Source organism: Streptomyces sp. WAC 01529, from assembly GCF_003945545.1.
GTDB classification, from domain to species: domain Bacteria; phylum Actinomycetota; class Actinomycetes; order Streptomycetales; family Streptomycetaceae; genus Streptomyces; species Streptomyces anatolicus.
Genome location: NZ_CP029617.1, coordinates 4415669 through 4430374, shown reverse-complemented (window position 1 = coordinate 4430374; position 14706 = coordinate 4415669). Strand labels below are relative to the sequence as shown.

The 14706-nt window shown below is 66.6% G+C and carries 12 protein-coding genes; 7 read left to right on the top strand and 5 right to left on the bottom strand.

Going from position 1 to position 14706, the window contains the following annotated elements:
- Positions 1 to 17 precede the first annotated feature (17 nt).
- Positions 18 to 1604 (top strand): serine/threonine-protein kinase, encoded by a 1587-nt coding sequence (locus DMA15_RS19995; protein ID WP_240659865.1) that lies wholly within the window; start codon positions 18 to 20, stop codon positions 1602 to 1604.
- A gap of 351 nt (positions 1605 to 1955) precedes the next feature.
- Here DMA15_RS19995 and DMA15_RS19990 read toward each other — a convergent pair.
- Positions 1956 to 2773, bottom strand: a protein-coding gene (locus DMA15_RS19990) for an IS5 family transposase (protein ID WP_240659864.1) whose coding sequence is annotated in 2 segments (ribosomal slippage) — positions 1956 to 2441 and positions 2444 to 2773 — 816 coding nt in all. Because the reading frame shifts where the segments join, the coding sequence is not laid out codon by codon here.
- Positions 2774 to 3011: 238 nt separating this feature from the next.
- On the opposite strand from DMA15_RS19990, the gene DMA15_RS19985 reads away from it, so the two are divergent.
- Positions 3012 to 4394, top strand: a complete 1383-nt coding sequence (locus DMA15_RS19985; protein WP_125514162.1) for a hypothetical protein — start codon at positions 3012 to 3014, stop codon at positions 4392 to 4394.
- Positions 4395 to 4408: 14 nt separating this feature from the next.
- Positions 4409 to 7084, top strand: a complete 2676-nt coding sequence (locus DMA15_RS19980; protein ID WP_125514161.1) for a hypothetical protein — start codon at positions 4409 to 4411, stop codon at positions 7082 to 7084.
- 130 nt (positions 7085 to 7214) lie between these two features.
- On the opposite strand, the gene DMA15_RS19975 is transcribed toward DMA15_RS19980, so the two are convergent.
- The 4 genes from DMA15_RS19975 to DMA15_RS37535 form a co-directional block, all read right to left on the bottom strand.
- Positions 7215 to 8741 carry a hypothetical protein gene (locus DMA15_RS19975; protein WP_125514160.1) on the bottom strand — a complete coding sequence of 509 codons (1527 nt, stop codon included), beginning with the start codon at positions 8739 to 8741 and terminating at the stop codon, positions 7215 to 7217.
- Positions 8742 to 9285: 544 nt separating this feature from the next.
- Positions 9286 to 9687: a hypothetical protein gene (locus tag DMA15_RS19970; RefSeq protein ID WP_125514159.1), complete on the bottom strand. Its 402-nt coding sequence runs from the start codon at positions 9685 to 9687 to the stop codon at positions 9286 to 9288.
- Positions 9687 to 10544 carry a hypothetical protein gene (locus DMA15_RS19965; RefSeq protein ID WP_240659863.1) on the bottom strand — a complete coding sequence of 286 codons (858 nt, stop codon included), beginning with the start codon at positions 10542 to 10544 and terminating at the stop codon, positions 9687 to 9689. The genes DMA15_RS19970 and DMA15_RS19965 overlap by 1 nt, the downstream gene beginning before the upstream one ends.
- Positions 10537 to 10833 carry a hypothetical protein gene (locus DMA15_RS37535; protein WP_240659862.1) on the bottom strand — a complete coding sequence of 99 codons (297 nt, stop codon included), beginning with the start codon at positions 10831 to 10833 and terminating at the stop codon, positions 10537 to 10539. Before DMA15_RS37535 ends, DMA15_RS19965 begins: the two co-directional genes overlap by 8 nt.
- Before the next feature lie 821 nt (positions 10834 to 11654).
- Between DMA15_RS37535 and DMA15_RS38010 the strand changes: the two genes are divergently transcribed.
- The 4 genes from DMA15_RS38010 to DMA15_RS19950 all read left to right on the top strand — a co-directional run bounded on the left by DMA15_RS38010 (position 11655) and on the right by DMA15_RS19950 (position 14701).
- Positions 11655 to 11789, top strand: coding sequence for a hypothetical protein (locus DMA15_RS38010; protein ID WP_276314358.1), 135 nt, complete (start codon positions 11655 to 11657; stop codon positions 11787 to 11789).
- A gap of 469 nt (positions 11790 to 12258) precedes the next feature.
- On the top strand, positions 12259 to 13215 hold the full coding sequence (locus DMA15_RS19960) for a hypothetical protein (RefSeq protein WP_240659861.1): 957 nt from the start codon (positions 12259 to 12261) through the stop codon (positions 13213 to 13215).
- 32 nt (positions 13216 to 13247) lie between these two features.
- Entirely contained in the window at positions 13248 to 14309 is a 1062-nt protein-coding gene (locus DMA15_RS19955) for a hypothetical protein (RefSeq protein WP_125514158.1), read from the top strand.
- A gap of 80 nt (positions 14310 to 14389) precedes the next feature.
- Positions 14390 to 14701, top strand: a complete 312-nt coding sequence (locus DMA15_RS19950) for a hypothetical protein (RefSeq protein WP_125514157.1) — start codon at positions 14390 to 14392, stop codon at positions 14699 to 14701.
- Positions 14702 to 14706 lie beyond the last annotated feature (5 nt).

Sequence of the window (14706 nt, the reverse complement as noted above, 5' to 3'; positions counted from 1 at the left end):
CTTGGGAGGGGCGGAGCGTGACGGAAGAGACGGCGCGACCGGCCGCAAGACGGCTGTTTGCCGGGCGATACCGAGTGGACGGGTCGCTTGGCCGCGGCGGTATGAGCGAGGTCTTTCACGGCTACGACGAACGTCTGGACCGGCGGGTGGCGATCAAGCTCTTGCGTCCCCCCTCTCCAGGCTCCGTTCCTGCCTCGCCGGACAGCCCGGAGGCAGTCGAAATCCTCGATGCGCTGGAGCGAGATCGCAAACGGTTCCTGCGCGAGATTCGTACCACCGCCCAGTTGGAGCATCCCGGTACCCCAGCTGTTTATGACACGGGCGTCGAAACGGCGCCGGACGGCACCACGCAACTGTGGCTTGTCATGCAGCTGCTACGTGGCTCCACATTGGAGGCAACACTCGACCACACGGACTACGTGGAATCGCCTCCGAGCCTGGAATGGGCCGCTGCGATCGCGGCACAGATCGCAGCTGTGCTGGCCGACGTCCACCGGGTCGACATCGTCCACCGCGACATCAAGCCGGCCAACGTGATGCTCGTCGACGGCGGCTTGGTGAAGGTGCTCGACTTCGGTATCGCCATCCTCCGCGGAGCAGGAGCGCTGCCGCGGCTGACGCAGGTTGACAGAACCGTTGGCACACCGGCGTACATGTCGCCGGAGCAGTGTCTCGGCCAAGCGGTGACGTCCGCGTCCGACATCTATTCGCTCGGTTGCCTCTTGTGTGAACTGCTCACAGGCGATGTGCCTTTCCACGCCTCGAACGATGTTCCGCTCCGTGCTCACCACCTACAGTCGATTCCGCCGTCGGTGAGGGCACGGCGATCCGAAATCTCAGAGTCCGTGGACGCTCTGGTGGCGTCGATGCTGGCCAAGGATCCGAACATACGACCGTCCGCCGAGGTGGTTTACGAAGCGCTTGTTCCCCTTACCTCGACGGCGAGCGGGCTCGCCGGAAGCGATGAGAGCCGCGACCCGACCCGACCGTTTCGTCGACCGTTGCTGGCGCCAGCGAAGCGCCGCGTCCATGAGTCTTCCCGCACCAGGCTCACCGAAGCCGAGTTCGAACGGCTCAGGGACAACGTTCGTGTGCTGCTGGACGATGACCGGCCGTCCGAGGCGATCAACCTCCTCGAGGACGGCATTGAACGCGCCGGGCACGATCAGTTCCTGGCGCTGCAACTGCGTCACTTCTTGGCTGCCGCGCTGTTCTACGCTGGGGAATACACGCGGGCCGCCTCCCTATTCGATACCGTTGGACGCGATTACCGCAGGCATCTGCCACCAAATGACGCATATGTCCTCGACTGCGCCTACCACGCAGGACATGCCTACGCTGAGATCGGCAAGCCCGATAAAGCCCTTCCCCAGCTGCGATTCTACGTTCTGAACGCCCTGAGCTCAGTGCCACAAAAAGAGCCAGAAGAAGTGCTCGAAACCCGCTTCGTCATCGCCCAGATGCTGGCAGCCGCAGCTCGTTCTGACGAGGCATTGACCGAACTCGAGGCCATCCGCCCCCTCCTGGCTGAAGCCTTCGGTCCCGAGTCGACCCAGGTCCGCAATCTCAATAGGCAGATCGAAAGGATGAGGGAGGGCGGGTAGCACGGCAGACAAGCATGCTGGATAGAGCGGACGGCGGTATCCGCTGAGCGGAGGCTGACCGCGCATACCCTTCCCTCCCTCTGTACTGCCGCACACGCTGCGGCGCGGCACTTGCGGCATCGAGCGTCAGCCCGGCTGCTTGATTCGTAGTGGATGTCCACCAGCCCACCTAACGGCGGCTGAGGATGCGTCAGACTGACTGATCAGTCGCCTGCTGGGGCGGCACTGAGGATGGGCAGCAGGGCATGAAGAAGCGCGATACAGGTGTGCCAGGTGCGAAGGAATGGCGCACGACGACGATGGTGCCGCCCGCACCGGTGGGAAGTCGGCTCGCGTGCCCAGTAAAAGGCCCTAACAAAGCCGTTGGACGTGTCGGTGGGTGATCAGGCAGACGGCGAGGCCGAGGAACGCTTCGTGGATGTCGTCGCGTCGTTCCCAGCGGATCCGAAGCCGACGGAAGCCGTGCAGCCAGGAGATCGTGCGCTCGACGACGTAGCGGAAGATGCCCAGGCCGCTGCCGTGGGGCTGGCCTCGCTCCGCGATCACCGGGCGGATTCCGCGCTGCCAGAGCAAGCGGCGGTACTTGTCGTGGTCGTAGCCGCGGTCGGCCAGCAGTGCGTCCGACCGTCGGCGCGGTCTGCCGACCCGGCCCGCGACGGCCGGAATCTTGTCGAGCAGGGGCAAAAGCTGGGTGACGTCGTTGCGGTTGCCGCCGGTCAGCGACACCGCGAGCGGGATGCCCTGCCCGTCGACGATGAGGTGGTGTTTGCTGCCCGGTCGTGCGCGGTCGACCGGGCTGGGCCCGCTTTTGGGCCCCTGCGGGCCGCGCGGACGTGCGAGGAGTCGATCACCGCCCGCGACCAGTCCAGCTTGTCCTTCGAACGCAGCTTCTCGAGCGGCAGGACATGGAGTTGGTCCCAGACGCCGGCCTCGTTCCAGGCGGCCAGCCGTCGCCAGCAGGTCATGCCCGAGCCGAAGCCGAGCTCCTGGGGCAGGTACCCCCACTGGATGCCGGTGTGCAGCACGAACAGGATCCCGCACAGGGCCTGCCGGTCCGGCACCCGCGGCCGCCCCTCGACCACCTTCGGCGCCGGCTCGGGCAGCAACGGCTCGATCAGCGACCACAGCTCATCCGACACGATCCACGGACGCGACTGACGATTCCCCACGACCAGACCAACGAGCAGACAAGCCAGCAGTCACATGATCATCAGTTTTTGTTAGAGCCAGTAAGAGTCACCAACCGGTTCCCGGTCGGCTCCTTCCGGTCTGATGGCTGAGCGGGTAGCCACCGCAGGAGGGCGCGGGACCGCCTCGGGGCGTGTAGAGGGGCCAGGGTGGAGTCGCCCGGGGCTTGACGTCGCCGCGGGCCGTTATCCGCTCTCGGTGGAGCGGCATGTGGGGCGCATGGTCGATCACCTGGTGCCAGGGGTGACCACGTTGACTCCGCATGCGCGTTACTATGCTCTGCACGGGCTGATCGCAGCCCAAGCCGATGCGGAAGACCTGACGGTCCCGGCCGCCCAGACTCTGCTGCGCCGCGCGGAGGTGGCGTTGGCCGCCGTGTCGCTCGCGCATCATCCGCAGGCTCTGGAGTGGCTGCCGCGTGCTCATGGGGTCGATGCCCTTGCCCGGCGGCTGCACTCCGGGACGGTCACCATGTCCGAGGCCGAGGTCCCGGGCAAGGACGGGTACGTGGGCAACTCGTGGGGGTTCTGGACACCGTACGCCGGATCCGAGGTCGCGCTCGGCATCCTCGGTGCAGGGCCCATGCCGGTTCCCGGACCGCGGCTTGAGACCGCAGCACTACGAGCCGGACTGGGCGGGTTGCTCGAACTGGCCGCCGAGGACACGCTGAACGTGGATGATCTCGCCCCTTTCGGGGACCGGCTGTGTGTGTGCGTGGGCGGTGAGCATCCTGACGGGGCGTGGCTGGCGAACCTCATGTGCGAGCCCGGTGCACCGGCCGAAGCAGGCTCCCGCTCGGCAACACGGCGACAGACGATTCAGCTTCTGGCTCGTGTGGTCGCCACACATCCCGTCCGATATTTCACCCGCGACATCGGCCACGTGCTCGCTTTCGGTGACTTCCTGACCAGCGATCCCGTGACCAGCGGCATCGACACGGCCGGTGCCTGGCGCGGAGTGGTGCTGCGGAACTACTCCGTCGGAGCATGGCGCCGCCTGTGGTCCTGGCTCGTGGAGCAGGTCGAAGGGCTGGTGCCGATCGAGGAGGTGGCCGACCGGTTCGCCGCAGAGTTGCCCGACATGACGGTGGACGCGTTCCTGTCCTCCCTGCCCGCGACGCAGAGCACGACCGGAGCGCCGTTGCCCGCTGAGCACGACCTGCGGTGGGTGGGTGATCCCTTGCCCCTCGCCGAACTGCGGGTGCTTGCCACCAATGCCCGTCGGGTGGACGAACTCACCGGTCGGGTCCGGGACGCGTTCCTCGGCCAGCGCGGTGTCGAGCTCGGCCCGGAATGGGTCCAGCGGCGGCTTGACGAAGCTCGGCCCATGAAACTGCGCGACGTCGCCCGCCGACTCACCTACGACCTGGTGGCGCGGTCGCAGCGGATCGCGCTGGCCAAGGCCCGCCGACGCGCCGACGCGCCGACGCGCCGACGGCACATTGTGGTTACCGACCCGGCTGCACCAACGGGGCGGGCTGCTGTACCGGACAAGCCAGGAGGGGCGCGGCGACGTCGGGCTACGGCTGGACCAGCTCGGGACCGTCCTGGCCACCTGCGGCGTACTGCACTACCACGACCAACACTGGTCGGTGACCAGTAGCGGGAGGGCTCTCGTTGACTGAGACCGTACCGGCACCGGGAGCGGTGGAGCCACCAACCGCGTTCGCCTCGCCGCTGACCCTCATCCTCAACGAGGAGCGCACGGGCGGACGGAACCTGGAAGAAGCACTCTTCCTCAGCTTCACCGCCGATCTCGGCTTCTTCGAGGAGATCGCCCTCGGCGTCACCCAGGCCACCGGCGCACGCGTCACCGTGGTGGGAGACGTCTCCATGACCCGGAACGACCCCCGCTCCGTCCGGCGGGCTGGCCGCAGCTACCTGGCAGGTCTGGCGTACGCCCACGGTCCCGCGTTCCATCCCAAGCTGATGGTCCTTGCCGGACCGGAGCATGCCACCATCGCCCTCGGCTCCGGCAACACCACGCTGGCTGGCTGGCAGGCCAACGCCGAACTGTGGACGGTTCTGCGGGTGGACGGCGAGCAGAGTCCCACCGCGGTTTCGGAGCTGTCGGCATGGCTACGCGACCTCCCGGAAAGGGTGAGATTCTCCGCCGGAGTGCCACAGGCGCTGGGTCGGGTCGCAGCGCTGCTGGACCGGCTCCACCGCGACAGGACACCCACAGCGCCGCAGGTCCGCGTCGTCAGCAGTCTGCGTTCGCCGATCATCGATCAGCTGCCGCAGGGGCCCGTCGACGAACTGGCCGTGTTCGCGCCCTTCTACGACCGGCGCGCGATGGCACTGCGGCGGCTGCTCGAACGCTTCCGCCCGAGTCGGTTCACCCTCGCCTACCAGCCCGGACTCAGCGACCTTGACGATCCGTCGGTCGCCACCCTGGTGAAGGAGTACGACGGACGCGTCGTCAGCGACAACGACCAGCGGTACCGCCACGGGAAACTCGTCGAGTGGGTCTCCGAGGGGCAGCGTTGGGCCCTGACCGGCAGCCCGAACCTCTCCGCCGCGGCCCTGCTGCTTTCCCAGGGCGACGGCGGCAACTGCGAACTCGGCATCATCGCTCCCATCACCGCCACCCTCCTTCCGGACGGCAGCGACGAGCCCGCCGTCCAGCTGCACACGGTCCCGCCCCTTCCCCGCCCCATCGCCGGCAGTGGGCCGCTGCTGCTCGGTGCCCTACGCGTACCGGACGGCCTGGAGATCAGCGTGGCCCGGCCGATCTCCGACACCGCTCACTTGGAGTTGTCTCAGGCCGCAGCACCGCCGGAGGCATGGGAGCGCATCGCCGAAATCCCGCCCGGACAGGCCACGCTGACGGTGACGGCTCCGGCGGATGCGGGCAGCCGCGTGCGCCTGGTCGTCCTCGACAGCGACGGCGTACCGAGCTTCGGCAACATCGTGTTCGTCGTCGACCCCGACCGCGCCCTACGCCGAATGACCCCGGCCCAGTCCCAGGCCCCCACGACACGGCCACCCGACCTGTTCGCGGATCCCCGGCTCGCCGAACGATTCCTGGGCGACCTGGAAACCCTCCGTACGGGACTGACCCCCACCCCAGCGGGCGTATCCGCGAGCAGCAGCACTGGCGGTGCGGCCGCGACGGCCCCACTGGACGGCGACGAGGACGGCTGGGAGCGCTATCTGGACGAATGCGCCGGACGCGTCGGACACCCGCTCACGCGCTTCGCGCTGGGGCTCCCCCTACCCACCGACACCAGCACGCCCTTTCAGGACCTGCTGCCCGTCTCCTGGGACGAGCGGTTCAGCGATGACATCGAAGCCGCCCTCGACGATGACGACGCCGAGGCCGTGGCAGCAGAGCACGCCCCCGAGGCAGCCGGTGCCGAAGCGAGCAGCGCCGCCACCCTGCCCGACCTCCGGCAGGCCGACCAGGAAGTCCGCCGTAGATACCGGCGCTGGGTGGAGCGCCTCGTCACCCTCGCTCCGCAACTGGGCCCTCCGGAGCGCATGCTCGTCGTCCGGCTGACCCTGTGGACCGGCGCGGCAGGCGCCTGGCCCCCGGCACACACCGACTGGCTACCACTGCTCTCCCAGGCCGTCCGCGCACTGAACCGAAACGATTTCCCCGAGCGAATCGAGCCCCAGGTCGGCAGCCTCGCCGCAGTCGCCCTCGCCGTGCTCCGAAGCCACGCCCCACGCTACGAAATCACCCGTGAAACACTCGCCTTCAACGAAGCCTCCCAGGCAGTCGGCCACCTGCTTCCCGCAGCGGATTCCGCGTACGTCTCGGAGTACACGACGCTGCTCGACACAGCTTTCGGCCCGGCCGTCGACCCGGCCGCCGTGCTCGATGTCGCGTCGGACGTCGTCCAGGACGATCCCGTCGCTGACGCCGTATGGTCCCTCGCCGAGAAGGGGCGCGACGTACACCGCCATGGACGACTCCTCCTCCATGTCACCGGCGGCCGCTTCAGCAACCCCGCGCTGGTGGCACTCGAAGCAGTCGGTGCAGCCGAAGACGCGCCCCTGGTCGGAGCCTGGGCCAGCTCGGGCTCCGACTCCGGCGGGGGAGCCTGGGCGCTGGTCATCTGGCGTCGGCCCGACCTCATCGTGGTCGATGCCCGTCGGCCGATTCCCCTCTGGCGGCATTACCGGCTCACCTGGCTGGTAGGCCCCAGAGCCCTCGCCGCACAGCGCGGCTTCGAATCCGCCACCTCGGTACCCCACGGCCCCCGCAACCAGCCCTTCGAACTGGCTCACCAAGTCCTGTCAGACCTGCGTCTGGCCGGGCCACGGCCACCACGGTGCGAGCCATAGTCCGTGGACTACCCCGGGTGCTCGCCCTGGAGGACACCGTGCCGCCGGCCACCGGTGACCACGGTCCTCAGGATCTGTCCACGGCAAGGTGCGAGCGGAGAGTGCTCTACGCCTACGGGGTCAGGGGCCATCAATCCGCTGCTGCCTCGTCCGGGTCGATCATGGCCAACCACCCGGACATCTCTTCCTCAGCCTGGCGTTCGTCAGCAGCGCTTTGTTCCTTGTCCTCCTCCCAGGCCACGCTCTTGAAGATCTCCTCCGATTCCCACTCATCAAGCAGCTCGTGAGGTCTGTGATCCCAGTCGCCGAGTTCCCCGTAGTACTCCTTCGCGCTGTACAGCAGTCGGAGATCCGCTTCGATGAGTCGATAGCGAGGGCTCACGCCGTAGAAACGCTGGTGTGTCGGGCGCCGAAGATTCACCTCGACCGCCCCGAGGTAGCTCTCCGACTCAGCCAGGAGCGCTTGGTGCAAGTCATCGAGTTGGCCTCTGCGCACGCCACGGACGAGGGCGAAGGCCACTTCCACGTCCGCCAGCAGAGTGCCCAGAGCGTTGATGGAGTGCGTCGACCACACCTTGGGCTCACCCGCCAAGTGGGCCGCTGCGATGTCAAGCGGCTTCGGCAGGCCGGTCAGCCCCGAGTGGGTGACGAGATTGCCCACGGCGACCGTGAGATCGCGCCGGAACTCCGGCACCACCCGCATCAGCTGCCGGAACGTCTCACGCTGGATCTGCCCCGGGTCGACCTCAAGTTCGTTGAAGTGCAGTGCCACAGTGACGTCATCGCTGCTCGAGTCACGAGTAGCGCCCAGCAGTCGCGATCCCGACCCGTGCGACGACAACCCTGTCTCGAAGTCGTCGACAGAGACCATCCTTACGGTCTCGTCCTCGCCCTGAATGACGTACTTCATGAACGCCCCTTCTGCGGTTTGCGGCTTCCCGAAGAACAGCGCGGAGATCCGAATCGCATCGGCGGATTCACCCACGACAAGGCCGATCCCCGCATAGGTGGCCTGCTCTGTCGCCGCGCTGACCAAGTCTGTGCCGGCGGTAGTGGTGGTGAGCCATTGCGGGTCATACCGGATCATGACCGTACGTCCGCCCAGTCGAAAGGACAGGTAGGGGTCGTCCTGCCATGTTCCGGTGAGCGGCCGAGGAAACGGCCGGTTGGACACGTTGCGGCTACGCATCGGCGCGTTGAACGCCACGTACATCCCCTGCCGGATCGTATCCAGACGCGCTTCGCCGAGAGGAACAGCGTGCCCTCGCCACGACTCGAAGACGGGACGCACAGTCCCGACGAACATTCCGGGGGCGAACCCCTGCCCAGAGAACGGCCGCGTCGGGTCGAGGCCGGCACGTTGAGCTGCCTGCTGCACGACATCCCCGCCCGGAAGCATCGCAACTCTCGGCACGTTGAGGTAGTCGATGCTGCTGTAGCTCATCCGCCACGCCTGTCCGGCTTTCCTCAGCGCGGCGGTCCAGGTCTCATGCTCCGCCTTGAGTCTGGACAGCTCCTCAACGGTGTACGCCTCCCCGTTGTTCTTGTCGACGATGTCGTGGCAGGTCGAGCACAACAACAGGAGGTTCGATGCAGCGTTCCTGGCCTCGATCGGCAGGGTGGGGTCCGCTCGGGGCCCATGATCGCTGAGTGCCACATTGTGTGCCGCCTGAGCCGTTGGGGTACGTCCGGCAGTCCCAGGGTCCAGCTCCCTCCGACACATCTGGCACATGCCGTTTGCCAGTCTCCAGAGCTCCCGGCGAACGCGCTCCCTGGCCTCCGGCCCTCTGGCCATACCGCCCCCACCCCATTACCACTTCGATTCGTACGCGTGTGCACGCTGCTCAGAGGCACCGATCCTGCCAGCGATCAAGTCTCCAGGTGGTAACTCCACGCCATCTCTTCAGGTGCCTCACGCGACATTGGCCGATATGTGGTTTCACCCGTCACAGGAGAGCCCTCGTGCCCGTTCTGGGTTGAGCGGCTCCCTATCCGGATGACCGCGAACCTCCTGAGGAATCTCGACAACACGGTGAAGAGAGTGCTGGCCATTGATCGATCGCCGAGGCTGCAACGAGCCCTGAAGGGCTCGGCTGGTCGCGCCTGCGAAGCACGGACCGCAAGCTGTCGCGTGAGACGGTGACGATACCGACCACCGGGATCGTCGATCGGACCGGCTGGGACTTGGCGCAGCCGTCACCTCAGCTGAGCCATCCGGCAATGCCGTGAGCGAGCGCGTCACCCCCCTGCTGCACCACCGTCCCCGCCACCAAAGCCGGCAACGCTTGCACAGCCCCGCGCAGCGCCCCAATCGCCGACGTGTCCGAGGCTGTCGGCGAGGTGTTGATGGAGTCCGCCATGGCGCGGAGCTCCTGTGCGTTCGGCAGGACCGACCCGTTCTGATCCACCTCGGTGCGGAACGTGGCAAGGAGATCGCGCACGGTTTCCATGCTGACGGCGGCACTCTCGACGGACGCGGACTGGTGGACGTTCGAGATGTTCTGACCTACCACGTTCTGGAGCGGGGCGATGTTGTTACCGCCGATGCTGATGCCCGAGCCGTGTCCCTGTTCCGGTTCGGGGCGGCGACGTCCTACAACCATCAACTTCCTCCTCCTTGAGTCTTGTTGTCCTGGCCGACATTGCTGATACCGCTGCCGGTGACGTTCTGGATGGGTGCGTTGTTGTCGCCGTAGACCTGGATGTTGGTGATGACCGCGGCCACCTGGCGCTCGTACGCAACGGTGTCGACGCCCAGCTCTTCGAGGTAGGCGGAGACCGCGCGGAAGACGCAGGTCTGCATGAGGACGACGTGCCGCTTCGCGTCGTCGGCCTGGTGCATGTCGGTGACTTCTTCGCTGGAGTACCGGTCCCGGAGGCTGACCGGATCTTTTTCCTCGGCCCGGCCACCTTCCGACTGCACTCCGAGGGCGAGCCGGGTCACCAGCCGCCACAGTGCGAGGGGGCCGTGGACGGCGTCCAACAGGGACTGCACGACCACCCAGCCGTAAAGTCTCGCTCTGCGCTTGGCGACGGGTGAGTCCGTCACCCTCAGCTCGTTGTAGAGGGGCGTCATCACGTGCGGGCGCAGGGTAAGCCGTAGTTCGCCTGCCTCCAGTGCGGCATGCGCGAACAGGGTGACCACGACCTGGCCGTCCCAACTGACGCACTGTGCCCGCAAATAGAGCCGGTCCGGCACGCTGGACGGTGACCGGCGGCCCCGGCCGCGCAGGTCCGGCAGCTCCAACTTCGCGGCACGGGTCCGTCGAAGCCACAGCTCGGACGGCAGCCCGAGAATCTCCGTGACGGAGAAGCCGGGTAGGGGATCGGTGATCTCCCGTGCGCCACGGCCCAGTTCCCTGAGGGCGTCGCCCATCCGCCGCAGCAGTTCCCGCTCGCCGAAGGGCTTGATCGATACCTCTGAGTCCTTGGGCTTGAGTGGGATACCGATGTCAGCCACGCCCCATACGTAGCCGTCCGGCTCCGACGAAGGATTCCGGATGGTCATAGGGCAGTTCGAGCCGCGTCTGCTCGTTGCTGATGAGAGCCATCCGACGCATGGCCTTCGCCGACGTCCAGGGCAGGCGGTCAGACGCGATGCCGTCCCGGACGATCCTGGACAACCCCGCCCGCGCCATGAAGCGATCTCCCGCACAGACGAGTACGGCTCCGACCAGCAGGGCGAACGGCAGCAGGAGCAGGCCGGTCCGCAGAGCGACCGCCTCGCCGGGTATCGGCTCGTAGGGCACTACCGCGAGCATCCAGGGCACACACAGAACGAGGTACGCCAGACGGGGCGCGGGCGCCAACCTCGACTTCTTGCCCTTATGGGCTGCCCGCAGCCCGGCCCACCACATGAGGCAAGACGGCTCCGCCTCACACGACGGCTGCCCGGGGGACCTCGTACGCAACACCGACGGCAAAGAGCAGGACGAGCGTTCGCCGCAGCCGACGCCGTCTCCGTGCGCGCAGACTGTGCGCGATGACGGGCACGAGGTCGAATCCGTACGACGGGACAGGCAACGGCGGCCCGTGGAGAACGTGATCACGTACCCACTGGGCCATAGGCTCACCCAGGGGAGGGCAGTCGTCGCTGCCCTCCAAGTAGATGCGTCTACGAGTACTGCGCCGCGGCTTGTTCGGTTTCTGATCCTTGCCCCGGATCTTGCTCCACCACGCCTTGACGGCCTTGACCCGGTCGGGACGGGTGTAGACGGCCTGGCACAGCAGCCTTGTCACCTCCGACGAGGTCGAGTCCAACTCACCAGAGCCGCCACTGTGAGAGGGGACAGGCCCGGCCTGAACCGGTACCGCGGGCCCATCGACCATCCCTTCCGGGGCACGCCCCTCTCGTACACGCAGTCCCCGACCGAACCCCATTCCCGCCCCCCGTTCACTGACACGGCGGGCATCATCATGGCGAAGTCCCGGAACCACCAGACCGCAAACGCGACAATGCACTCAACCTGCCTAGGTCGGTGAAGGCTTGACCGAATACCGCTCGCAGTCGAGAGTGCGTCGCACACAGCATCAACGCGTGGCCCTCCGCGCCTTGCCGGCATGAACGGCCTTGACCGTCATTGGCCCGGGCTACAGAACGGTCCGCGAGGCCGCGGCTTCGGTCGTGCTGACTGCGCCCGGCGTCGCGCTCCATGAAGAAGCGATCCTCGATCTCCTTGTGGACGGCCTGTCGCACCAGGCGTAGGGACGTCGGCGCCGTGCTCGGCTCTGGGAGCCATCTGGGAGCCGACTCGCTCCCGAAACCCCCTCCACACCACCCGAGACCAACCGGAACCACCCACCTGAACTGCGTAAACACAATCCCGGCAGGAAAGATCGTTAACCGAACCTCATTCGGGACGAAGAGGTCGTGGGTTCAAATCCCGCCACCCCGACAGCTGAAGTACCAGGTCAGGGGCCTGATCCGAGGAATCGGATCAGGCCCCTGACTGTTTTCCAGATCGTTTGGGAGAAATGTGGGGGACGATCTTGATCGAGGTCTCCCCGACGGGTGCACTCTGAGGGTTGGGTCGGCCCGCCCGTGACCACCGGCCCACCTGTGCGTTCGTGAATCGCCCCCTGGCCCCGCGCTGGAGCACACCCTACCCCTCCAGCCTGACGAAGGCCGCCCCCGTGATCCTCAAGGGCCGGAACGCAGTGCGGCAGGTCAGGTCGTGTACGGCGACACCTGGTGGGCATTGCTCACGGTGGGCATCGGAGCGGAGCAGTTCCTGTACGTCGAGAGGCACTCTCCCGCCCACGTGGTGGCCGAGAAGGACCTCAACAGTCAGGTACGCAAGGTGGCCGCACAGGTGCTGGAGAATCTGGCGAAGAGGCGCGCGCAGCGGAATCGCCGCGGTCTCCACCTGAACCGGGGCAGTTCAGCACAGTTACGTCTCAGCCAAAGCCCGACCCGCTCTCATGGTCACCGGGTGGTCACGGATAGCGTTGCTTCGCTCGGGTTAACCCTCACCTCACCGGAGACAACAGTGACTCGCTCGACCCGGCTCGTCGCGGCCGCGCTCACCGCATCCGCGGCCCTGCTGCTGACCGCCTGCGGCGGCTCGGACGACGACAACGACAACAAGAAGATCGCCGGGGCGGACACACCATCGAGTGCCAGCCCGTCGCCCTCCGCTACACCCTCCGACACGGCGGCAGGCCGCCCAAAGATCACGCTCCCCAAGAGCTTCCAGGCCGACTTCCAGGGGTGGACGAACTCGGACCCGAAGAAGCAGGCGATCTTGAATGACGGCAGGCAGGAACTGCTGGCCGAGTACGCCGCGATCATCGAGGGAAACCCGGACTCCAAGGCGCTGGCCTTCTACACCGACGAAACCGCCGGCCAGTCGGCCCGCAAATGGATCAAGGGCTTCGTCGACGACGGCCTGGTTCTGATCGGCCGCGCCACGGTGTCGAAGCCGCAGGTGAGCATCGCCGATGACGGCAGCGGCGTGTTGTTCTACTGCGTCGACGAGAGCAAGGGCTCCACCAAGAACACCAAGACCGGCAAGGTGGAGCACACGCCCCAGAACTCCAAGGCGCGCGTCCAGTACCGCAACCGGCTCGACAAGACGCCCCAGGGTGTGTGGAAGACGCGCTACTCGGAGACCGAACGGGGAGGCTGCTGAACATGCCGCACCACTACAAGGCAGCGAGCCTGATGATTGCCTCAGCACTCGTCGTCGTTGCGGTGCCCGGCATGGCCCACGCGTTCGGCGAGGACGACAAGTCCAAGCAGCCGAGCAAGCCCTCAGGCCCCAGTGGTGACGTCTCCGGCAAATCACTCATGGCTTCGGTGTCCAACTCGAAGATCAAGCTCACGTACCCCGGTGGCCGGACGGCGAAGGCTTCGGTGGGCGAACTGAAGTCCATCGACCCCAACTGGGAGCCGCCAGCCTGCTGGTACGAACCGGTCTTCTCCCCGAAGCAGCTCAAGGACGCGGTCGCCACCGGCGAGGGCGGTCTCGTCAACGCTCATGTGTGGTGGAGCAACGGCCTCTGGGTGGACCACTACGAGAAAGGGAAGGCCGACAACAACTTCGACATGACGCTTCCCAAGGACACCAGTGCCGACGGCTACAAGAACTACAACCTCGGCAAGAAAGGTATGTTCTGGCGCAGTACGGTCCGCAAGGGTATGTACCAGGATTCCAGGGCGTGGGACTGCGGCCGGATCATGTTCTGGCAGGACGAGGGCACGATTCCTAAGGACAAGAACGCCCCCACTCCCGAGACTCTCGCTGCCTTCGCGTACGACAAGATCAAGGTCCCGGACACCGAGGTCGAGTTGAAGCCCGAGGGTAAGTCGACGGTGAACCTGCCCACTTGGGCGTGGCTGGACAAGACCACCTTCAAGGACGTCACGGTCCGCGCCGACCTGCCGGGCACCGGCCTGTGGGCGGTGACCACGGCCAAGCCCGTCGCCCTCCATCTGGAGCCGGGCACCGAGGACGCGAAGACCTTCCCCGCTTCTGGCGACTGCCCTGTCAACGAGGACGGTTCCATCGGTGCCCCGTACAAGAAGGGCAGTGCCGGGCAGGAGCCGCCGTGCGGGATTCAATACCTCCGCGCCACGAGCGGCGAGCCGTACCAGTTGAAGGCGTCGATCACCTGGGAGATCTCCTGGGAAGGCACGGGCGGCGCGAAGGGCGATCTGCCGGATGGCACCTTCGAGACGACCCAGGACATGAGTGTCCAGGAGATCCAGTCCATCAACCGCTGACCGAGACTGCAGGCCCATCCGGTCTGCACGCGTCGGCGCATCGCACGTAGAACCATCTCAACCCACGGGGGCGGACACGTATGTCGGACCTGAAGAAGGATGCGGAGGCCCTGCACAAGGCGGCTTCTGCGTTGGGCAAGGCGGAGGACCACACCCGTAAGCCGTTGCATGACTTCAAGGCCGCTTCGCATGATCTGTCCGCGTTCGGGGTGCTGGGTTCGCTGATGAGTGCCAAGGACGACATCCAGGACGGCATGGACACCATCGCCAAGCTCACCAAGGACCTGCACAAGGAGTGGGAGGCGGAGGCGAAGTTCATGGACGACGTCTCCGATGCCTTCGACCTGCTGGATGTGCTGTTGTCCGCCGCGGCTCGCGCCAAGAAGGGCTGAGCCGT